We start from the raw sequence: 22176 nt of genomic DNA on the forward strand, positions 1-22176 counted from the left end.
CAGTTTCATTATTTCAACTGTCTACTGCAAGGGGAGCATATCAATCTGGCGGGCGGGTTTTCTTATTTCTGAACACAGACGATTTCTGGAGAGACTATAACGATATGGTTTCCAACGGCATTGAATTTGTTAGAGAACCCAAAGAACAACCCTATGGAATCGTCGCAGTATTCAAAGATCTATATGGGAACCTATGGGATTTGTTGCAGCTGAACGAAGACCATCCTATCGCAAGGCGTATGAAATAGTCATTATAACTCTTACAACTTAGGAGATGGAATCAATGCAAAGAGCAATAGTCGTATACTTCTTAACGGAAAAGAAAAACAATCTTGATGAATTAAATCAATTGCTTTCCGAAGGCTGGAGAGTCGTCAGTCAGGAACCAATGAGCGGCAGCCAGAGTAATGCTTCCATGTCGCTCGTTATTCTAGAAAAATAAGTAACCCCGTTAAATAAATATCTGGGGAGGGGATCTCCTGAAGCGTATATACCTTATCAGGCACTGTAAGGCAAACGGGCAAGAATCCTCGGCTGAGTTAACAGAGGAAGGACAGGCACAGGCTCGTCGGTTAGCTCGATTTTTCGATGATAAGCCTATTGATTACGTTGTTTCCAGTCCTTTTAACAGAGCCATTTCGACGATTCAACCGCTAGCTCAGAGATTAGATTTGACTATACATACTGACGATCGGCTACGCGAGAGGACTTTGTCTACCGAAGCGTTGTCTGACTGGATGAACGATCTTCGTAAGACCTTTGTTGATCTGGATTTGAAGTTACCAGGTGGAGAATCTTCGCGCGAGGCGATGGCCAGAGGTGTCGCTGTCATCGAAGAAATCGTAAAGCTGCCCGAGAAAAATATTGCCGTGGTGACACATGGCAACCTGATGTCCTTGATCTTGAAACATTATGATCGCTCTTATGGGTTCGACGAGTGGAGACAACTTTCGAATCCGGATGTCTATGAGCTTGTTTTTAGGAATGGGGAAGAAACGTCTATCAATCGTTTGTGGAATATGTCCCAACCTCACGGGATGAAAGCCGTCGTCGCGGGAGCGACGGGAATGGTCGGCCGCGAGCTTGTGCGTCAATTGCTGGAGGATCCGGCGTATAGCCGCGTGACGGCGCTTGTGCGTCGGGAGCTCGGCTTGGCTCATCCGAAATTGGAGGAGCGTATCGTTTCCTTCGACCGTCTGGAGGAGGAGGAGGCGAACGCCGAACGATGGCAAGGCGCCGAAGTCTTCTGCGCGCTCGGCACGACGATCAGACAGGCGGGTAGCCAGGCGGCATTCCGCCAGGTCGATTATGCCTACCCGATGGCATTGGGGCGTATTGCCCGCCGGTATGGTGCTGCCGGTTATGTGATCGTAACGGCGATGGGCGCCTCCGAGCGTTCGATGTTTTTCTACAGCCGCGTGAAAGGGGAAACGGAGCGTGATTTGGCCGCCCTCGGGTTGCCCCGACTTGTCGTGCTGCGTCCCTCGTTGCTGCTCGGAGATCGCCCGGAGAAACGGTTCGGTGAACGAGCCGCCATTGTTCTGTTCCGTCTGCTTGGCGGCTTGTTGATCGGGCCGCTTGCCAAATACAGAGCCATCGAGGGCCGGGATGTCGCCCGAGCAATGATCAAAGCGGCACGCCGTAAAGAACCGGCTCACGAAATACTGGAGTCCGACGAGATCGCCAAACTTGCAACATGTTGAAACGGATCGATCCGAGTCGCGTATTATTTTCCATCAACGACTCCGGGAGGAACGTTTTTTAAATGACGGCAGACAGTGACAGTCAACAGACCTTTATTCAACTTCTCAAAAAAGGGAACACCTCATCCGCTTCGGCAGCGGTCGGCAACGCCGGTATCGCGATCGTCAAAGGCATTGCGGCGGCATTAACCGGGAGCGGAGCGATGTTCGCCTCCACGATGCATTCCATTGCGGACGCGGTCAATCAGGCATTCGTCTTTACGGGAAGCGTATTGGCCGAGAAGAAACCGACCCGACGGTTTCCGACCGGTTTCGGTCGGGTCATCAATCTGTTTTGCATGGTCGCCGTGCTCGTCGTCACGATCATGGCTTACGAAACGGTCCGGGAAGGCATTCATCTGATGTCTCACCCGACGGAATCGCACGGCTTCTGGTTGAACTTGGCGGTTCTGTTGCTCTCGACTGCAGTCGACGGATTCATTCTGGTGAAAGCCATGAAAGAAATCGTTCATGAATCCCGCGTGAACGCGAAAGGCCTGCAAATCTTCGGGGCTGCGTTCCGGAACGTCGGACGAGCCGCGCCGCCGACCCGGCTGGTGTTTTACGAGGATTTGGTGGCGACGACCGGAGCTTTATTGGCACTGATTGCCGTGGTCGTAACCGCGCTGACCAGCTTTACGCTGCTTGACGGGATCTGTACGATTTTGATCGGTTTTCTGATGCTGCTCGTCGCTTTCAGGGTCGGATACGATAACATGGTGGGATTAATCGGGGTGTCCGCGCCGCCTGACGTCGAGGAGAAAGTGGCGAAGATCATCTTCTCTAATCCGAACGTCACGGATATTTACCAATTGAGAATCCTGCAGGAAGGCCGCTATTACCACGTCGACGGGCTGATTGAGCTCAAGCCGGGCTTGACGCTTGCCGACGCCGACGACATGAAATTCAAAATCCGGGACAGCCTGTTGCTGGACGCGGACATTAACGACGTCACGATCGGCATCATCGAAGACAATGGGGTTAAGAACTGGAAGAACCTCGAAACATTCAGATCCGATAAAGCAAACGATCGTTCATGATTCGCGGCACGCATGAAGAGGTGTCCGTGCACACGAAGAGCCATGACCCCATTCGGTTATGGCTCTTCATGTATTTCCGGTTTCCTGCTATGATGTGAATACGCTTACTTCGAACCTGCGCAGCCTTTGTCGGCGTGCCCCCGGGGGTGCATCCTTGCCCGAATGAAAATCACCCGCAAATACCTGCTCGTCGTCATCCTGATCCTCATCTTTCCGACGCTGACGATTCACCAGGTCATCGTACGATATTCCGAACGCGTCATGCAGAAGAATATCATCGAGAATAACGAGATCATGGCCGAGCTCATCGTCAACCGGATGAACAGCGAGATCAATGACGTCGTCTCGCAGCTGCAGCTCGTGGCCGGCGTTTCGGACCAACATTCGCTGAATCTTCCGACGATGTATGCCAGAGCGAAGCAGGCCATCTCCAAAAGCACGATCATCCAATCGCTCTATTTTCTCGATCCCGACCGCCGGATGAAGTTCGAGGCGCCGTTCCGCCCGGAAATTCAGGACGTCATCTTCGATTATCCCAAGTTCGATCATGTCCAGTGGAGCTACACCTACGTAGTCTCGGGGATTATCTCCAACGTGAGGGCGGAAAAAACGGTAACCGTCGCGATCCCCGTATTCTATGACGATCGGCGGATCGTCGGGGTATTGGTGGCGGAGCTCAGCCGAAACTTCCTCTCGAATATCCTGAGAAGCACGAGCGAGTCCCGCGAGGGGTTCAGCTTTATCATCGACGACGAAGGGCGCGTCATCGCCTCCACCGAGGAAGCGGATTGGAACCTCGATTTCGCGAATGAACCGATCGTCCGGCTGCTCCTTAACGGCGACTCCGGCTCCATCCAGGAATCTTACCGGGGAACGAGAAGCGTCATGACCTATCAAACCATGCGGGAGAATTGGGGGCTTGCGCTCGGCGTTCCGGAACAAGTCGCTTTCGCGCCGGTGCAAACGCTTTCGAAGGCGCTCACGCTCAGCTTCTCGCTCATTTTCGCGCTCATCATTTTCCTGATCCTCTTCGGGGGCCGGCAGCTGCTCATTCCCGTCCTCAAGCTGACGAAGTTCGCGCAGCGCATCCAGAGCGAGAAAGCGCCGACTCCGCTGCCCGAGGCTTTCATGACGCGCAAGGACGAGATCGGGGAACTCATCCGCGCGCTCATGGAGATGAACGACAGGGTCGTGGACAGCCATCGCTTCCTGCATGACATTATCGAGGGCATTCCCTATGCGCTGGTCACCGTCAATGAACAAGGCGTGATCACGCGCGTGAACCGAAACTGGGTCGAACTGTTCGGATCCTCCGGTAAGGAGTGGGAAGGAAAGAAGGTCACGGATTTGCCCGAATTCGGCTTCCTCGTCTCCCCGAATGAGGACATGGAAACGAGCTGGACGGACGGCCAAGGCGTGACCCGCATTTTGAAGGTCGTGACCGCGCCGTTTTACGACGGGGTGCTCGCGGTCATCCAGGATATTTCCCAAATCCGCATGATGGAGTCCCACTTCAAGCAGAGCGAACAACTCGCGATCATCGGACAGATCACCACCGGCATTGCCCATGAGCTCAAAAACCCGCTCGCGGTGCTGGCGAGTTCCTCTCAATTGCTCATCGAAGAAATGGAACGGGAACCCGATTCCGAATGGGTGCCGACGCTCGTACAGGACATCGACGGCGAAATCCGGCGCATGTCCCTCATCGTGAACGAGTTCCTCACCATGGCCCGGACGAAGCAGGACCAGACCGTCAACGTCCGGTTGGACGATTTGGTGGACCGAGTCCTCCATCTTCTCCGGATCAAATTCAACGAAGTCGGGATCGCGGTCCATAAGGAATACGCCTCGGACATCCCGATGATCGAGGGCAAAGCGAACAAGCTCGTCCAGGTGTTCCTGAATTTGCTCGTCAACAGCATGGAAGCGATGCCGGACGGAGGAGCTTTGCATGTCCGGATCGGCATTGGCGAATCGGGAATCTGGGTCGAGATCGTCGACGAAGGACAAGGGATCATGGAAGAGCATCAGCAATGGCTGTTCAACCCGTTCTTCTCGACGAAGGAAAGCGGCAACGGGCTCGGGCTGTCCATCGCGCGCGACATTATGGCGGAGCATGGTGGCAGCCTGGAAATCAACAGCGAACGCAACAAGGGAACGGCGGTCAGGTGCCGTTTTCCGTTCAGGCAGAAGGAGGAAACCGCATGACGACCCCAGGCGTACTGATCGTGGACGACGAAATCAAGCTGTGCAGGAACATCGCGTTGAAACTGAAGCGGGAAGGATTCGTGACCTACGAAGCGTACGACGGCAAGGCGGCGTTGAAGAAAATCCAGCAATATCCGGTTCGCGTCGTCATTCTCGACTACATGCTGACCGATATGATCGGCCTCGAAGTGCTGAAGAAAATCAAAGAACTGTCTCCCCGCACGCGGGTATATATGCTTACGGCCTATGGAAACGTGGAAAATGCGGTGCTGGCGATGAAATGGGGCGCCTCGGACTATTTGAACAAACCGTTCGACCTGAAGCAGTTAGCCGATATCGTGGCGGAAGCGTACCGGTCTTTCGATGACGTATCCGGACAAACCGTCTTCAAAAGCCCCAAAATGCAGGCGGTGCGAGGCATACTCGACCGGATCGCGACGACCGACGCTCCGGTGCTGCTGAACGGGGAGAGAGGCTCCGGCAAAACGACGCTGGCCAAATGGATCCACGAGAACAGCCGACGGCGCGATCAGCCGTTCCTGACCGTGAACTGCGCCTCTCTGCCGGAATCCTTGCTGGAACGGGAACTGTTCGGTTCCTCCGGAAAAGCGGCGGCGGCAAACGGAGGAACGCTGTTTCTGGACGAAGTCTCCAGCCTCACTCCGCTGTTGCAGGCTCAACTGCTGAGATTGCTCGAGGAGAACCGGCTGTATGCTCCGGATACCGGGGAATCCCTGCCGATCCAGATCCGGCTCATCACCTCCACGACGCAATCCTTGCCGGCGCTCGTGAAAGAAGGCAAGTTCCGGGACGACCTCTATTATCGGCTGAACCTCGTGGAGGTCGAGATCCCCGCGCTTCGCGACCGCAAAGAGGACATTCCGCTGTTGATCGGACAGATTCTGGACCAGTTGAACGCGAGATACGGGAAATCGTTGACGATGTCGGATCGACTGCTTCAGACCATGACGGAATTGCCGTGGCAGGGAAACATCAGCGAACTGATGAACATGGTCGAACGGATGCATCTGCTGAAAATAGGCGGCGTCCTGGACGCGGAAGACCTTCCGGATTCGCATGCCGGAAGCGGGTCGAGGTCGAAAGACGGCGTGCGGCTGCAGGGCCGTTTGTACGACGTGCTGGAGGACGTGGAAGCGCGGATGATTTTGGACGCTTTGGACCAAACCGGAGGCAATCAAAGCAAAGCCGCCGAACGACTGGGCATCTCCCGCAATGCCTTGATCTACAAAATGAAGAGAATCGGGCGATGAAACGGCTGCTGCTGACTCTCGTGATCGTTCTGATGGCGGCGGGCTGCGGAACGAAAGCGGAAGGGAAGAAGATCCCGCCGGCGGTCGAGCCGCGCGGCGAAGTGACGGTCGGTTCCAAATCGATCACCGAGCAGTATTTGCTGATGAAGATGAGCGCGCTGCTTCTGAGAGACAAGGGATACAAAGTGAACGAAATGGTCTTCCTCGACAGCCAAGCCGTCAGAAGCGCGATGGAGGCGGGCGTGGCGGACCTGTATTGGGAATATACCACGACGGCGAGAATCTATTATCATAAACGGACGGCTTTGTACGATCCGGAAGAAGCTTATCAGCAAGTGTCGCGCGAAGATGCCGCCAAGGGAATCGTCTGGCTGCCGAAGAGCCAATTCAACAGCAGCTGGGCGCTTCTCATGCGCAAGGATATCTCGGAACAGCTGCATATTTACGAGATCAGCGATCTGGCCGAATATATCCGGCGGAGTAATTCGAAAATGAAGTTCGCCACGAACAACGAATACCTGGAGCGGGAAGACGGTTGGGAACGGCTCATGAAAATCTACGATTTCTCGCTTCCCCGCAATCAAGTCGTCGCCATCGAATCCGACCTGCTGACGCAGACGGTGAAGGACGGTCGGGTAGACGTCGCGGTCGGCATGGCGTCCGACCCGCGCATCAAGAAGAACAACCTGGTCGTTCTTCAGGACGACCGCAAGGTGTTTCCGCCGTACGATGCGGCGCCCGTAATCTTGAACAAGACGCTGGAGCGGTATCCGGACATCCGGGAGACGCTCGAATCGCTGACGCCTTATATCACGAACGAGAACATGCTCGATTTGATGTACCAGGTGGACATTTTGCAGAAGGACGTTACGAAAACGTCTCGGGATTTCCTCGTGAAGCACAAGCTGTTGGAACCCTAAAAAACAGGAAGCCTCGGATCGCCGGATCCGGGGCTTTTTCATGTCTCCTTACCAAATGAATGCGCTTTCGTAAAGGGGGCGGATTGCACAATTATTTTACACCGTTTTGCCCATTTTTTGCGCAGGCCGCCGTCTGTGCAGGCGTTCGCGAGTCTTGCATAATGAATCTCGAAAACGCTTGCAGCGAGGTGAACGCATGAAGATCACGGGAATTGAAATCAAGCATTACCTGCTTCCGCTGAATCCGCCGTTCAAGGCGGCCTGGGATCCGAACCCTCGCCGGAAGTTCGCGGCGACCGTCGTGTTCGTGCATACCGACGCAGGCTTTACGGGAATCGGTTCGGGCGATCTGATGACCGGCTTCGCAGGGCATGAGCACCTGTTCATCGGCCAGGACCCATTCGCCATCGAGCGGCATTCGCAAATCATCGACAACATCGATTTCCATTACGGACGATGCTGGCCGCTGGATTTGGCGCTGTGGGATCTCATGGGGAAGGCGGCCGGCCAGCCGGTCTACAAGCTGCTGGGCGGACGGAATGACAAGATCCTCGCCTACGCCTCGACGGGCGAGATGGTGACGCCGGAAACGCGGGCAGAACGCGCGAAGCTGCTGCTGGCGCAGGGCTTCAAAGCGATGAAAATCCGGTTCCACCACCGGGACGTCCGCGACGACATCAAAGTCGTGGAGGCGGTTCGCCTTGCGGTGGGAGACCGGATGGACATCATGGTGGACGCCAACCAAGGCTGGAAAATGCCGTGGGACACCGAGGCGACATGGGATCTCAAGAAAGCGTTCCAAGTCGCGAAAGAACTGGAACAGCTCGGCGTGTACTGGCTCGAAGAGCCGCTGCCCAGCCACGATTTCCGCGGACTCGCGAAGCTGCGCGAAATGGCCGGCGGCATCCGTATCGCGGGCGGCGAGATGAACCGGCGGATGCACGACTTCCGCGAAATGAACTTCCTCGGTTCGCTGGACGTGTACCAACCCGACGTCGCGTTGACGGGCGGCATCACGCAGGTTCGCAAAATCGCCGACATGGTGCAAGCGGGCGGGGCTTGGTTCAGTCCCCACACGTGGACCAACGGCATCGGCGTGATGGCGAATCTACACTTGGCCGCAGCCGTCAGCCTTTGCCCGTATCTCGAGCTTCCGTACGATCCGCCTTCCTGGACGCCCGAACGCCGGGATTACATCCAGCAAGACAAACTGACGATCGATTCCGAAGGATATCTGGCGCTACCTCAGAAGCCCGGACTCGGCATCGAGCTGGATTTGGAGGCGATGGAGCGGTACGCGTACGACACGGTGTACGTAGGTGAGGCGACATGAGTTACCTGTTCCGCAATTTCGACAAAGTGATGCCGTTCTTCTGGGAACACTTGTCGCTCACGTTCACCTCCTTGCTGATCGCGCTGTGCATCGCGCTCCCGCTCGGCTTCCTGACCGCCAAGTTCCGCAAGCTGCAGACGCCGATTACCGGAGTGCTCGGCATCATCTACACGATACCCAGCATGGCGTTGTATGCCGCGCTCATTCCGTACACCGGCCTCGGAACGACGACCGCCATGATCGGGCTCGTCGCGTACGCCCAGATGATTCTGGTCCGCAACATCGCGGCGGCGATCAAGGGAATCGATCCGATGATGATCGAAGCGGCGAAGGGCATGGGCATGAGCAAAGGACAGATCGTCGCCAAAATCGAGCTCCCGCTGGCGGTGCCGGTGGTGATCGCCGGCATCCGCGTCGCCACGGTCTCGATCATCTCCATCGGCACCGTGGCCGCGTGGATCGGCGCAGGCGGCTTGGGCCGATTGATCTACCAAGGCTTGAATCACGACCACACCGGGAAAATCGTCGCCGGCACGGTCACCATCGCGATCCTGGCGATCGCAGCCGACCTGCTGTTCCGCGCGATCGAGAAAATCCTGAGTCCGAGAACGCACTGACGGAGGTGTGAACGTGAGCGTAATGGACCAAATCCGCGAATATTTCGCGGAGAACACCCCGGTCTTCTTCGCGAACATGAAGACCCATGTCTGGCTGAGCACGTCCTCGATGGTCGCGGCCATGCTGATCTGCATCCCGCTCGGCATCTGGATCTCCAGAAGGCTGCACGTCGCGAACTATATTATTAACGCGGTTAACATTTTCCGCGTGATACCGAGCCTCGCGATCCTGGCCCTCGCGATGCCGCTGCTCGGCGTCGGGTTCCTTCCGGCGGCGGCGGCGCTTACGCTGCTGGCATGCCCGCCCATCCTGATCAACACCTATGTCGCGTTCCGGGAAATCAACCCCGCGATCAGGGAAGCGGCCAAAGGGATGGGCATGTCGCCGACGCAAACGATCTGGAAAGTGGAACTGCCGCTGGCCTTGCCGGTCATGCTGGCGGGCATCCGCACCGCCTCGGTCGAGATCATCGCCAGCGCGACGTTGGCCGTCCTGATCGGCGGCGGAGGGCTGGGCAATTACATCATCAACGGAGTCAGCATGATGTCGAAAAGCTATCTGCTGATCGGAGCCGTCCCCGTTGCCGCTCTGGCTGTCCTGAGCGAGATCGTTTTCAGCTTCATGCAGCGAAAAACCAGCTACTCACATTGACAAAGGAGAGGTTATCGGATGAAGAAACGTTCTTGGCTTTCCCTGCTTGCGGTCGTAACACTCGCGGGTTCTCTCGCGGCTTGCGGCGATAAGGCGGGCGGAAACGGCGGCAAGTCGGACTTGACCATGACGGTCGGTTCGAAGGACAACACGGAGAACCATCTGATCGGGGAAATGTACGCGCTGCTTCTGGAAGACATGGGCATCAAAGTCAAGCGGCAGCTGAGCCTCGGCGGTACGGCGCCGACTTACGAAGCGCTGAAGAAAGGCGATCTGGACATCTACCCGGAATACACCGGCACGGGCCTGACCGTCATGATGGAACAGAAGGAACCGGAGAAAGACCCGGCGAAAGCGCTGGAGAAAGTGCGCGAAGGCTTCAAGCAATGGAACCTCGAATGGCTGGATCCGGCGTCGGAGAACGCGACGTACGGCTTCGCGATGAAGAAGGAAACGGCCGACAAATACGGGATCAAGACGTTCACCGACCTGGCGGCCCACAGCTCCGAACTCGTGCTGTCCTATCCGCAGGAATTCGACGTCCGCGAGGACGGACTGCCGGGCTTGCAGAAAATTTTCGCCGACAAGGGCGGTTTCAAATTCAAGAAGCAGTTCCAGATCGATTACAGCCTGAGATACAAGCCGCTGGAAAACAACGAGTCCGACGTGACGGTATCGGTCGGAACGGACGGCCAAATCGCCGGCATGGGCTTGCAGCTGCTCAAAGACGACGTCGGCTTCTTCCCGGTTTACAACGTCGCTCCGCTGATCCGCAAGGAAAAGCTCGACGCCGCGCCCGAGATCAAAGACAAGCTGAACGCCTTGGCGCCGCTGCTGACCGACGCCGCCGTGCAGACGCTGAATTGGAAAGTCGACGGCCCGGATAAAGCCGAAATCGAAGACGTAGCCAAACAATTCTTGATCGACAACAAGCTGATCAAGGAATAACCGGAGGACTCCATGACAGAGATCAGAAACCAGCTGTTCATTAACGGCCATTGGACCGAGGCGCGATCGAGCCTTCGGTCCGCTCTTTTCAACCCGGCGACCGGCGAGCGGATCACGACGGTCCCGAGCGGCGGGCGGGAGGACGCCCGCGCCGCGGTCGAAGCGGCTTACGCGGCCTTCCCGGCATGGTCGCAGACGGCGGCGGAAGAACGCTCCGTCTGCTTGCGCAGGATTTACGACTTGATCGTCGCGAACGCGGACCGGCTGGCGGAAATCATGACGCTCGAGCAAGGCAAGCCGGTGAAGGAAGCCAAAGGGGAGGTGCTGTGGGGAGCGGATTTCTTCCTCTGGTACTCCGAAGAAGCGAAGCGCATCTACGGTGAGGTCATTCCGTCCTCGCGCACGACCCAGCGGATCCTGGTGCAGCGGCAGCCGATCGGCGTCGTCGCCGCGATCACGCCTTGGAACTTCCCGTCTTCGATGATCACCCGCAAGCTGGCCCCGGCGCTCGCCGCCGGCTGCACGGCCGTGCTGAAGCCGGCGCCGGAGACGCCGCTCTCGGCCATCGCGCTGTTCGACATTTTCCAGCAGGCCGGTTTGCCGGCGGGCGTCGTCAATCTCGTCACCGGCAACGCGTTGGAGATCGGCCAAGAATTCCTCGAGAACGAGAAGGTTCGTAAAATCAGCTTCACCGGTTCCACGGCCGTCGGCAAATACTTGCTCGAGCAATCCGCCAAGCAAGTGAAGAAGGTGTCCCTGGAGCTCGGCGGCCACGCTCCGTTCATCGTGTTCCCGGACGCCGATCTGGATGCCGCGGCCGAAGGACTCCTGTACAACAAGTTCCAGAACAACGGACAGACGTGCATTTGCGCGAACCGGGTTTTCGTCCATGCCTCCGTTCAAGAGACGTTTACCGCTAAATTCCTGGAGAAGGTCAAGCAAGTGACGGTCGGCAACGGCATGAACGACGTGAACGTTGGACCGCTGATCCATGAACGGGCGTTGGCCAAGGTCGACAACCACGTGAAGGACGCGGTCGCGAAAGGCGCGAAAGTGATGGCGGGCGGCTTCCGGCTGATGGACGGGGAGTATGCGCAGGGTTGCTATTACGCGCCGACCGTGTTGACGGACGTGACCGCCGACATGGACATTTTCCGCGAAGAAACGTTCGGTCCCGTCGCTCCGTTCATCCCCTTCCGGACGGAAGACGAGGTCATCCGGATGGCCAACGATACGCCGTACGGGCTGGCCGCTTATTTCTACACGACGGATTTGGCCACGACGATGCGCGTGTCCGACCGCCTCGAATACGGGATGATCGGCATCAACGAATCCGCGCTCGGGTATGTCCAGGCGCCGTTCGGCGGCATCAAGCAAAGCGGGATGGGACGCGAAGGCGGCCGGCACGGCGTGGACGACTTCCTGGAATACAAATATTTGAACGTGAATTTCTGACGAGGGGGGAACCGGCAATGGGCATCGTGTTCAACAACGTCGTGAAGCAATACCCGAATACGGCCTCCCCGGCGGTAGACGACGTTTCCCTGGAGATCAAGGAAGGCGAGTTCATCGTCTTCCTGGGTCCCTCGGGCTGCGGCAAAACGACGCTGCTCAAAATGGTCAACCGCCTGTACGACCCGACGTCCGGCACCATCTCGATCGACGGCGTCGATATCCGCCACGTTCAGGCGGAACAGCTGCGGCGGGGCATCGGCTACGTCATCCAGCAGAACGGCTTGTTCCCGCATATGACGATCGAAGCGAATATCGCCGTCGTGCCGCGGCTGCTGAATTGGGACGAGGCCAAGATCGACAAGCGGATCGACGAACTGCTCGAACTGGTTCATCTGGACCCGAAAGTCTTCCGCAAGCGCCGTCCGAGCCAGCTGTCCGGAGGCCAGCAGCAGCGCGTCGGCATCGCGCGGGCGCTCGCCGCGGATCCGAAGGTCATGCTGATGGACGAACCGTTCGGCGCGATCGACGCGATCACGCGAAGCAGCCTTCAGGAGGAGCTCCAGCGGATCCAGCGGCTGACCAAGAAAACGATCCTGTTCGTGACGCATGACGTCGAAGAGGCGTTCCGCCTGGCGGATCGGATCATCATCATGCAAGCGGGCAAAGTCGTGCAATTCGCGGCTCCTTACGACATCCTGATGCAACCGGCGAACGATTTCATCCGGCAGTTGGTCGGAGAACGCGACGTCTACCGGAAGATGGGCTTCTTGAAGGTGGAAGACGTTTACGCGTCAGGGGACGAAGCCGCGGCCGCATCCGAGGGCGTGTCGCTGAACGACGATCTCAAGCTCGTTTTCAACCGGATGGTGGAAGAGCGCGTGAGGGAATATCCCGTCGTCGATGCGAACAACCGCCGCGTCGGGTTCGTGACGATGGATCTGATCTTAACGAAATTGGCGAATTAAGGGGCGAGAGGCGTGCCGCGAATCGAAGAAGACGCGTTCGGCCAAGCGGAGCTGCCGGATGATGCCCTATACGGGATTCAAACGTTGCGCAGCGCGGAGAACATGTCGTTCTCCGGCAGGACCCTGCGGTCCTATCCGGAGTTCATCCATGCGCTGGCGGACGTGAAACGCGCAGCGGCGAGAGCCAATGCTCGGGCGGCCGTGCTGCCGAGGCGGATCGGGCAGGCCATCGAGCAGGCTTGCGAGGAGATCCAATCAGGCGTCCACGATCATCACTTCATCGTCGATGCCTATCACGGCGGCGGCAGCATCGGCAGCAACATGAACATGAACGAAGTCGTCGCGAATTTGGCGAACGAAATGCTGGGCGGCAATTGGGGCGAATACGCGCCCGTCTCGCCGTCGGATCACGTCAACGCTTCGCAGTCGACTTCCGATGCCTGCCACACGGCGCTCCGCATCTCCGTGATCCGCGCGGGCCGGCGATTGACGGATGCCCTGAATCGCCACGCCGAGGCGTTGGAGCTCAAATCCGGCGAAATGCGGGAAGTCGTTACGATTACCCGTACCTGCCTGCAGGACGGGATGCCGGATACGCTCGGCAACCTGTTCGCCGGTTACGCGCAAGCGCTGCGCCGCCGGACGGGCAAGCTGGTCAACGCCTTGGAATCGCTTCATGCGGTGAACCTGGGCGGCACGGTCATCGGTTCGGGCGTAGGCGCTTCTCCCGCGTATCGGGAACATGCGCTGGGCGCGCTGCATGAGGTGACGGGCATCGCGCTTCGCTGCCGGGACAATCTGTACGACGCTTCGCAGAACATGGACGACTTGGCCGCCGTGTCGGCCGAGCTGAGCCTGCTTTCCGGCGTGTTGATCAAGATCTCCAAGGATCTGCGGCTGTTGTCGTCCGGGCCCGAAGCCGGATTCGGGGAGCTCAGGCTGCCGGCGGTGCAGGCGGGCTCGTCCTTCTTCCCGGGGAAAATCAATCCGGTCGTGCCGGAGACGATGGTCCAGTGCTGTTTCCAGGTCATCGGGCTGGACCGTTCCGTGCAAGCTTCGCTGGAGCATGGGGAATTGAACTTGAACGTCTGGGAAGGATTGGCCGGGTTCAACGTATTGGACGCCATGCGCATGCTGGCCCATGCCGTTGCGCTGTTCACGGATAAATGCATCGCCGGCATCGAGGCGGACGAGGCGCGCTGCCGCGTTTTGTCCCGCACGTTTATCCCTGCCGTGGTCCAATTGAAGGAGAAGCATGGCTACGCGCAAGTCAGCCGCTGGCTGAAAGAGTCGTCCAAGGATGAGATCATCGCAAGATACGAAAGCGAGGTTGATAGAAAATGAAAGCACCTCAATTGGAATGGGCGGCCGAATGGCTGAAAGAGAAGAAAACCCTGTATATCGACGGAGCGTGGGTACCCGGCGCATCCGGGACGACGGTGGAGACGGTCAATCCCGCGAACGGCAAAGCGATCGGGTCGTTTACCGGCGCTTCCAAAGAAGACGTGGATGCGGCGGTCCGTGCCGCCCGTTCGGCGTTCGAATCCGGCGAGTGGAAAGAGATGAGCCGCAAGGAAAGAGGCAGACGGCTGCACCGCATCTCCGCGCTGATCCGCGAACATCAGGCCGAGCTGGCGACCCTGGAGTCGCTGGACAACGGCAAGCTATATAAAGAAGCCTACCTCGACGACGTGGAAGAGTCCGCCGACCTGTTCGAATATTACGCCGGCTGGACCGACAAGTATTACGGGGAAGTGAATCCGGTCGAGGGGAACTTCACGAGCTGGACCACCCGAGACCCGGTCGGCGTCTGCGGACAGATCGTGCCTTGGAATTTCCCGATCGACATGGCGGTTTGGAAGCTCGCGCCCGCGCTCGCCATGGGGAATACCGTCGTGCTGAAGCCTTCCAGCGTCACTTCGCTGTCGGCCATCCGGCTGTTCGAGATCATCCACGAAGCCGGCGTATTGCCGAAGGGCGTCATCAACTTGATCCTCGGCGAAGGACGGGTCGGGACGTACATTACGACGCACATGGACGTCGATAAAGTTTCGTTCACGGGAAGCACGCAGGTGGGCAAAAAGCTCGTCCACGATTCCGCCGATTCGAACCTGAAACCCGTCACGTTGGAGCTCGGAGGCAAGTCGCCGAACATCATTTTCGCCGACGCGCCGAATCTCGAAGGGGCCATCGAGCGTTCCTTCTACGCGCTGTTTACGCATAAAGCGGAAAAATGCAGCGCCCCGACCCGTTTGTTCGTCCAGCGTCCGGTTTACGATCAAGTCGTGTCCGGACTCGTCCGTTATGCCGAGAGCTACAAGCTGGGCGACCCGTTCGATCCGGCCAGCGACCAGGGGCCGCAGGTGTCGCAGGCTCATATGGAGAGCATTCTCCGGTACATCGAGATCGGCAAGCAGCAAGGCGCCCGACTCGTCGCCGGGGGCTATCGCGATACGGACGGCTCGAACGCGGACGGCTATTACGTCCGTCCGACGATTTTCGCGGACGTCAGCAACGACATGACGATCGCGCAGGAAGAAATTTTCGGACCGGTGCTGTGCGTCATTCCTTTCGATACCGAGGAGGAAGCCGTGCGGATGGCGAACGACACGATTTACGGGTTAGCCGCGGGGTTATGGACCAACGATGTCGCGCGCGCCCATCGGGTCGCCAAGCGGCTGCAGGCGGGCCAAGTGTTCGTGAACCGTTACGGCTGCTACGATTTCGCCAGTCCGTTCGGCGGTTTCAAACAATCCGGATGGGGCAAGGAATACGCCATCCACAGCTTGGCTTCCTACACGAAAATGAAGGCGATTTGGATTGCCCACTGAGGCGGGAGGAACCGGACAATGGAAATGTTAGCGGCGGTCATGAAAGGGACGAATCAGCCTCTCGCGATCGAGAAGGTCGAGCTCGCGCCCCCGAAAGCGGGCGAAGTGCTCGTGAAAATCATGGCGACGGGCGTATGCCACAGCGACCTGAACGCCATAGAGGACGAATCCACGCCCTTGCCGACGATTCTCGGCCACGAAGGAGCGGGCATCGTCGTCGAAGTCGGCGCGAACGTGAATACGGTGAAGGCAGGGGACAAGGTCGCCCTAAGTTGGGTGCCTTTCTGCGGAACGTGCGAGTTCTGCCGAACGGGGCAAGTGAATATGTGCGAATCCGCATTCGGTCCCATGTTCGCCGGCACGCTGCTGGACGGCACGTCGAGGCTCAGCCAGAACGGAAAGTTGGTTTACCATAACTCCTTGCTCAGCACTTTCGCCGAGTATGCGGTGGTTCCGGAAATGAGTTGCATCAAAATGCCGAACGGCATGCCGATGGCGCAAGCTTCGCTGATCGGCTGCGGAGTGGCCACCGGATTCGGGGCGGCGGTCCGTGCCGCGCAGGTGAAACCCGGTTCGACGGTCGCCGTGTTCGGCATCGGCGGCGTCGGCGTCAACGCGATCCAAGGCGCGCGCGTCGCCGGCGCTTCCCGCATCATCGCTTGCGACGTGAAGCCGCAAAACCTGGAGATGGCCCGCAAATTCGGCGCGACCGACGTCGTGAACGTCGGAGAGGTCAATGCGGCAGGGGCGCTTAAAGAACTGACCGGGGGTTACGGCGTCCATTATGCCATCGATTGCTCCGGCAATCCGACGGCCGCCCAGTCGGCATGGTTAGGAACGCGCAAAGGCGGCACGACGGTCGTCGTGGGCGCGTTCAACCCGAAGAAGGAGCTGTCGCTGCCGGCGGGCGGTTTTCACCGTGTCGGCAAAGTGCTCAAGGGAAGTTTCTATGGGGACGTGCATCCTTTCCGCGATTTCCCGATCATCGCGCAGCTTTACTTGGACGGCCAATTCAAACTGGACGAATTGGTGCTGGACCGGATCGCGTTGCCGGACATCAACAAAGCGATGGATGCGTTCCACGATCCTTGCTGCGTCAATGTCGGCCGCACGGTCATCGAGTTCGGAGGTGAGTCGGCATGAATGATTTCGACTTCGGCATGCGTACCCGCGTGGCGTACGGAATCGGAAGGTCAAAGCGTATCGGGGAAGACGTGAAATCGCTGAGCGGAAGCCGTCATGCCGTGCTCGTGACCGACCCCGGGTTGGTGAAACTCGGAACGGCGGAAGAAATCGTCTCCGCCCTGCGGGCACACAGCGTGGAAGTGACGCTGTTCTCCGACGTGCAGAGCGATCCGACGAGCGCGTCGATCGATCAGGCTGCGGACGTGATCCGGAAGTCGAACACGGACTGCGTGATCGGGCTCGGCGGCGGATCGGCGATGGACGTCGCCAAGCTGGCGGCTTTGGTGGCGGGGGCGGAGCATCCGACGGAGCATTATGCGCTGATGGCAAATCCGTTCCAACCTAAGCGGATCAAGACGATCATGATTCCGACGACGTCGGGCACGGGCGCCGAAGTGACGAGCACGGTCGTCTTTTCCAATGCGGCCAAAGTGAAAGTGTGGGGCTGGGATTACGATCTCGCGCCGGACCTGGCGGTGCTCGACCCGGCGCTGACGGTCGCGTTGCCGCCGCACCTGACGGCGGCCACCGGGCTGGACGCGCTGATTCATGCCTTGGAAGCCGTCGCCGGCAAGCGAAGCAACGCGATGATCGAGGCCGTCGGCCTTCAAGCGATTCGGCTGATTTCGGGCAGCTTGCTCCGTGCGATCGAGTATCCGCAGGACCTGACGGCAAGGGGAAAGCTGAGCATCGGCTCGATGCTCGGGGGAATGGCGATTGAGCAGGGAGGCACCGGCATCGCGCATTGCATGGGCCATGCGCTTGGCACGTTGGCCCGCATCCACCATGGACGCGCGGTCGCGGTTTCCCTCTACCGCGTTTACGAGTGGAACGTCGAAGGCAACGAAGCCATCCATGCGGCGATCGCGAAAGCGATGGGCGCGGTGCCGGCAGAATCGGAGAGCAGCGAGACGTTGGCCCGCGCGGGCGCGGCTTTCTACCGCAAGCTCGTGGAAGACTCGGGACTGAAGCTTTCGCTTGCCGATGATGGGTTAACGGCAGCGGATGCGGAAAGGCTTGCCGCGACGATGGCTTCGGCCGAGAATGCGCCTATGCGCAATAATAACTGCCGTTATGCCTCGGATGACGAGTTGGCGCGCTTCGCAAGTCTCTTGCTCCGGTAGACTCCGATGAGAGCATGGAAGATGGACTTTGACGTTCTTTTGTCAGACAGGTGGTGAGGCATGTCCGTCCTATTGTCCATCGTGATTCTTCAGATTACTTACGTCACGATGCTGTCCGTCCGTTTCATCTTGATGGTCAAGGGATTCCGCTACGTGGCGGCGTTGATGAGCGCGGTCGAAATCGGCATTTACGTGGTCGGCTTCAAGCTCGTGCTCGATAACCTCGACAACCCGCTGAATCTGGTGATCTATTGTCTCAGCTACGGGGCCGGCGTTCTGCTTGGCGTGAAGATCGAGGAGCGCTTGGCGCTCGGCTACATCACGGTGCAAGTCATCACCAAAGAGGAGCGGGGGGAGCTCGCGGCCGTGCTGAGAAGCAAAGGGTACGGCGTGACCCGCTGGGCCGGGGAGGGGAAAGAAGGATTGCGCTGGGTGCATACCGTGGTGCTTCCCCGCAAGCGGCAGCCGCAATTGTTCCAGGACGTGCTGGCGGAAGACCCGAACGCGTTCATCGTCAGCTATGAACCGAAGGTTTTCCATGGAGGATTTCTGGCAAGGCGCACTTAGGCAGATCGGAGGGAAGTCTCTTGGGGCTGAAGCAGCATACGGAGCTTGGCGGACAGAGCGTGATCATCCGGCTGGAGATCAGCGGAGACCGGATGAACTTCGGCTTGGTGGCGAATATGGTCTCCGGCATGGGCGGGGACATTATCGCGATCGATACGATCCATATAGGCCCCGACAGCAGCATCCGCGACATGACGGTGAACCTGGTGGATGCGGCCGGCATCGTCAGGATCACGGAGGCGATCGGGAAAATCCCCGGCATCCGCGTCGTCAATACGTCCGACCGCACGTTCCTTCTTCATCTGGGCGGGAAAATCGAGGTCGCTCCGAAGGTGAATATCCAGAACCGCGACGATTTGTCCCGCGTGTATACGCCCGACGTCGCCCGGGTTTGCACGGCGATACGGGAGGATCCGAACAAGGCGTTCTCGCTGACGATCAAACGGAATACGGTAGCCGTCGTTTCGGACGGAACCGCCGTACTTGGACTCGGCGACATCGGTCCACATGCCGCCATGCCGGTCATGGAAGGAAAAGCCATGCTGTTCAAGCAGTTCGCGGGCGTGGACGCGTTTCCGATTTGCCTGGAAACTTCGGATACCGAAGAAATCATCCGCACGATCAAGGCGATCGCGCCCGCCTTCGGAGGCATCAACCTGGAAGACATCTCTTCTCCGCGGTGTTTCGAAATCGAGGCGCGTCTCCGGGAAGAGTTGGACATCCCCGTCTTCCACGACGATCAGCACGGAACCGCGGTGGTCACCTACGCCGGTCTGATCAACGCGCTGAAAATCGCCGGCAAGTCGATTTCCGACGTCACGGTCGTGGTTTGCGGAATCGGAGCGGCCGGCGTCGCCATCAGCAACATCCTGTTATCGGCCGGGGTCAAAGAGTTGATCGGCGTCGACAAGGAAGGGATTCTCGTGGAGGGAGGAGCCTACTCCAATGCGGTCAAGGAGAATTATGCCCGATACACGAACCCGAGCCGGAGGACCGGATCCCTCCGCGATGCCTTGCGGGGAGCGGACGTATTCATCGGCGTGTCCGGAGGCGGACTCTTGAATCGGGAAGACGTGATGTCGATGGCGCCGAATCCCGTCGTGTTCGCCATGGCGAATCCCCAGCCGGAGATCCTGCCGGGGGAAATCGACGACATCGTCGCCGTGGCCGCGACGGGGCGATCGGATTATCCGAACCAGATCAACAACGTCCTCTGCTTTCCCGGCATCTTCCGTGCGGCGCTGGACTGCCGGGCTTCCGCGATCAACGAGGAGATGAAGCTGGCGGCGGCCGAAGCGATCGCTTCGGTGATTACCGAGGACAAACTAAGCAAATACTACATCGTTCCCAGCGTCTTCGACCAGACCGTCGTCGAGCGGATCCGCGACCGCGTGACCCAAGCGGCGATCGCGACCGGCGTGGCGAGACGGATTCCGAAGGAATACCGCTAGAGAAGATTCGACGATCAGCCTGCGTAAGTTGCAGGCTTTTTTTTGAAGGATAGAGGGATCGGATATCGCAGTCCGATCGCAGCCGTCGACGCCATGGTGCGAATCGTCAATGAAACCGTGGATTCCGTGAAGACGCGAACCGCATAACGATCCAGGGCAAGCATGGATAAAAAAGGATAGGGATCTGAAGACGCAAAAGCTTGAGAAATCAAGCTTTTTTTGTTTTGTACAATAAATGTGCATTCCAAATAAATAAATATTTATTGATTTACGATAAACGACGTGGTAAATTCAAATTGACCATTACGAAGCGAGAGGTGCTTTGAATGAAACGCGAGACGCTCTTTTTGAAAGCAGCGGTTTGTTTGATGGGAGTTCCGGTGCTTGCTTTGTGCGTATGGGGGCTGCCTTCGTTTGCCATTGACGCGAAGGGACATTTTCCGGCGCTTTGGCTCTATCCCGCCTTAACGGGGATGTACGGATCGGCGATCCCGTTTTTCATCGCGCTGTACCAGGCTTTCCGGCTTTTGAACTTGATCGATAAGAACGATGCATTTTCCGACTTATCCGTACGGGCGCTTAAGGTCATTAAATACTGCGCATTCGCGATTTGCATCTTGTACGCGGCCATCGCTCCATTGCTCTACCTCATGGCGGAGAAAGACGATGCTCCCGGTTTAATGGCGATTGGGCTGATCGTGATTTTCGGTTCTTTGGTGATCGCGGTCTTCGCAGCCGTCCTGCAGAACCTGTTGAACAACGCCATCGAAATCAAATCGGAAAACGATTTAACGGTCTGAGGTGAACAACATGGCGATTATCATTAATATCGACGTGATGCTGGCGAAACGGAAAATGAGCGTGACGGAGCTTTCGGAGAGAGTCGGCATCACCATGGCCAACCTCTCGATCTTGAAGAACGGCAAGGCGAAAGCGATCCGGATTTCCACTTTAGAGGCGATTTGCAAGGCTTTGAATTGCCAGCCAGGCGATATTTTGGAATATCAAGACGACGATCACGCTCAGGGAACGTAACTAAGCAGCCGGACATCATGATGAAACCTACCGTACAACTGCTGCATTTCGGCTACCACCAGGCGATGAGCTGCTTGTTTCCCGTCGCGATTTTCGGGACGTTAGCGCTATCGAGCGCAATCGAAGTGCCCGTCATCTATCGTTACGACGCCATCCTGCTCGTACTGCTCGGCGTTCAATACGCGATGTACCGCAGCGGATTGGAAACCTTTGACGAAATCAAAGTCATCTGCGTCTTCCATATCATCGGGTTAATGCTGGAACTCTATAAAGTCAAAATGGGATCCTGGTCTTATCCTGAACCCGGGTTTACGAAACTATTCGGCGTGCCGCTTTATAGCGGATTCATGTATGCGAGCGTAGCCAGCTACATGTGCCAAATATGGCGCAGACTGAAGATGGACATGACCGGATGGCCGGGGCTCATACCGGCGGCTTTGCTGGGAGGCGCCATCTATCTGAACTTCTTCACGCATCATTTTATCCCCGATTTTCGCTGGTGGCTGACGGCGCTCGTGGTTGTCGTTTTCCGGAAAACAAGGATCATCTATCGGGTACGAGCCGTGACTTATCGAATGCCGCTCACGCTTGCGTTCTTCCTCGTCGGTTTTTTCATCTGGTTAGCCGAAAATATCGCGACGTTCTTCAACGCTTGGAAGTATCCCGATCAGCATCAGGCTTGGAAGATGGTCGGCTTCGGCAAAATCAGTTCCTGGTTTCTTCTGGTTATCATCAGCGTCATCATCGTCGCGCAGCTCAAGCACGTGAAAGCGGGCAGACAACTCCAAAGTTGACAGTGCGTGAACGACGAAGGCCGCGTAACAGCGGCCTT

22 protein-coding genes are annotated in these 22176 nt (G+C 57.9%); all 22 read left to right on the forward strand.

Annotation, left to right across the window (positions count from 1 at the left end; translation table 11 throughout):
• On the forward strand, positions 1 to 248 hold a 248-nt coding region (locus PTZ19_RS21010; protein ID WP_276357588.1), incomplete at its 5' end, for a VOC family protein.
• A 35-nt stretch (positions 249 to 283) separates the two neighbouring features.
• Positions 284 to 442, forward strand: coding sequence for a DUF4177 domain-containing protein (locus tag PTZ19_RS21015; RefSeq protein WP_276357591.1), 159 nt, complete (start codon positions 284 to 286; stop codon positions 440 to 442).
• Between the two features lie 55 nt (positions 443 to 497).
• Positions 498 to 1703, forward strand: a complete 1206-nt coding sequence (locus tag PTZ19_RS25325) for a histidine phosphatase family protein (protein WP_339329351.1) — start codon at positions 498 to 500, stop codon at positions 1701 to 1703.
• A gap of 62 nt (positions 1704 to 1765) precedes the next feature.
• Entirely contained in the window at positions 1766 to 2782 is a 1017-nt protein-coding gene (locus PTZ19_RS21030; protein ID WP_276357593.1) for a cation diffusion facilitator family transporter, read from the forward strand.
• Between the two features lie 162 nt (positions 2783 to 2944).
• On the forward strand, positions 2945 to 4990 hold the full coding sequence (locus PTZ19_RS21035) for a PAS domain-containing sensor histidine kinase (RefSeq protein ID WP_276357594.1): 2046 nt from the start codon (positions 2945 to 2947) through the stop codon (positions 4988 to 4990).
• On the forward strand, positions 4987 to 6261 hold the full coding sequence (locus PTZ19_RS21040) for a sigma-54-dependent transcriptional regulator (protein ID WP_276357596.1): 1275 nt from the start codon (positions 4987 to 4989) through the stop codon (positions 6259 to 6261). The genes PTZ19_RS21035 and PTZ19_RS21040 overlap by 4 nt, the downstream gene beginning before the upstream one ends.
• Entirely contained in the window at positions 6258 to 7181 is a 924-nt protein-coding gene (locus tag PTZ19_RS21045) for an ABC transporter substrate-binding protein (RefSeq protein ID WP_276357598.1), read from the forward strand. Before PTZ19_RS21040 ends, PTZ19_RS21045 begins: the two co-directional genes overlap by 4 nt.
• A 196-nt stretch (positions 7182 to 7377) precedes the next feature.
• Positions 7378 to 8514, forward strand: a complete 1137-nt coding sequence (locus tag PTZ19_RS21050; RefSeq protein WP_276357600.1) for a mandelate racemase/muconate lactonizing enzyme family protein — start codon at positions 7378 to 7380, stop codon at positions 8512 to 8514.
• On the forward strand, positions 8511 to 9131 hold the full coding sequence (locus tag PTZ19_RS21055; protein WP_276357602.1) for an ABC transporter permease: 621 nt from the start codon (positions 8511 to 8513) through the stop codon (positions 9129 to 9131). Before PTZ19_RS21050 ends, PTZ19_RS21055 begins: the two co-directional genes overlap by 4 nt.
• A gap of 22 nt (positions 9132 to 9153) precedes the next feature.
• Entirely contained in the window at positions 9154 to 9783 is a 630-nt protein-coding gene (locus PTZ19_RS21060) for an ABC transporter permease (protein WP_276357687.1), read from the forward strand.
• 18 nt (positions 9784 to 9801) lie between these two features.
• Positions 9802 to 10731: an ABC transporter substrate-binding protein gene (locus tag PTZ19_RS21065; RefSeq protein ID WP_276357603.1), complete on the forward strand. Its 930-nt coding sequence runs from the start codon at positions 9802 to 9804 to the stop codon at positions 10729 to 10731.
• A gap of 12 nt (positions 10732 to 10743) precedes the next feature.
• Positions 10744 to 12186 carry an NAD-dependent succinate-semialdehyde dehydrogenase gene (locus PTZ19_RS21070; RefSeq protein WP_276357604.1) on the forward strand — a complete coding sequence of 481 codons (1443 nt, stop codon included), beginning with the start codon at positions 10744 to 10746 and terminating at the stop codon, positions 12184 to 12186.
• A 17-nt stretch (positions 12187 to 12203) separates the two neighbouring features.
• A complete protein-coding gene (locus PTZ19_RS21075; RefSeq protein ID WP_276357605.1) occupies positions 12204 to 13151 on the forward strand; it encodes an ABC transporter ATP-binding protein in 948 nt (315 codons plus the stop codon).
• 12 nt (positions 13152 to 13163) lie between these two features.
• Positions 13164 to 14495: a lyase family protein gene (locus PTZ19_RS21080; RefSeq protein ID WP_276357606.1), complete on the forward strand. Its 1332-nt coding sequence runs from the start codon at positions 13164 to 13166 to the stop codon at positions 14493 to 14495.
• Positions 14492 to 15982: an aldehyde dehydrogenase family protein gene (locus tag PTZ19_RS21085; RefSeq protein WP_276357607.1), complete on the forward strand. Its 1491-nt coding sequence runs from the start codon at positions 14492 to 14494 to the stop codon at positions 15980 to 15982. Before PTZ19_RS21080 ends, PTZ19_RS21085 begins: the two co-directional genes overlap by 4 nt.
• A gap of 18 nt (positions 15983 to 16000) precedes the next feature.
• Complete coding sequence (locus PTZ19_RS21090; RefSeq protein WP_276357608.1) at positions 16001 to 17125, forward strand: Zn-dependent alcohol dehydrogenase; 1125 nt, start codon at positions 16001 to 16003, stop codon at positions 17123 to 17125.
• A complete protein-coding gene (locus PTZ19_RS21095; RefSeq protein ID WP_276357609.1) occupies positions 17122 to 18291 on the forward strand; it encodes an iron-containing alcohol dehydrogenase in 1170 nt (389 codons plus the stop codon). Before PTZ19_RS21090 ends, PTZ19_RS21095 begins: the two co-directional genes overlap by 4 nt.
• A 60-nt stretch (positions 18292 to 18351) precedes the next feature.
• Positions 18352 to 18858, forward strand: a complete 507-nt coding sequence (locus tag PTZ19_RS21100) for a DUF2179 domain-containing protein (protein WP_276357610.1) — start codon at positions 18352 to 18354, stop codon at positions 18856 to 18858.
• 92 nt (positions 18859 to 18950) lie between these two features.
• A complete protein-coding gene (locus PTZ19_RS21105; protein WP_276357688.1) occupies positions 18951 to 20309 on the forward strand; it encodes an NAD-dependent malic enzyme in 1359 nt (452 codons plus the stop codon).
• A gap of 326 nt (positions 20310 to 20635) precedes the next feature.
• Positions 20636 to 21109 (forward strand): DUF2975 domain-containing protein, encoded by a 474-nt coding sequence (locus tag PTZ19_RS21110; protein ID WP_276357612.1) that lies wholly within the window; start codon positions 20636 to 20638, stop codon positions 21107 to 21109.
• 10 nt (positions 21110 to 21119) lie between these two features.
• A complete protein-coding gene (locus PTZ19_RS21115) occupies positions 21120 to 21344 on the forward strand; it encodes a helix-turn-helix domain-containing protein (RefSeq protein WP_276357613.1) in 225 nt (74 codons plus the stop codon).
• 20 nt (positions 21345 to 21364) lie between these two features.
• Positions 21365 to 22138: a DUF817 domain-containing protein gene (locus tag PTZ19_RS21120; RefSeq protein ID WP_276357689.1), complete on the forward strand. Its 774-nt coding sequence runs from the start codon at positions 21365 to 21367 to the stop codon at positions 22136 to 22138.
• The last annotated feature ends 38 nt before the right edge of the window (positions 22139 to 22176 follow it).

This window comes from Cohnella caldifontis (assembly GCF_029360585.1).
Classification (GTDB): domain Bacteria; phylum Bacillota; class Bacilli; order Paenibacillales; family Paenibacillaceae; genus Cohnella; species Cohnella caldifontis.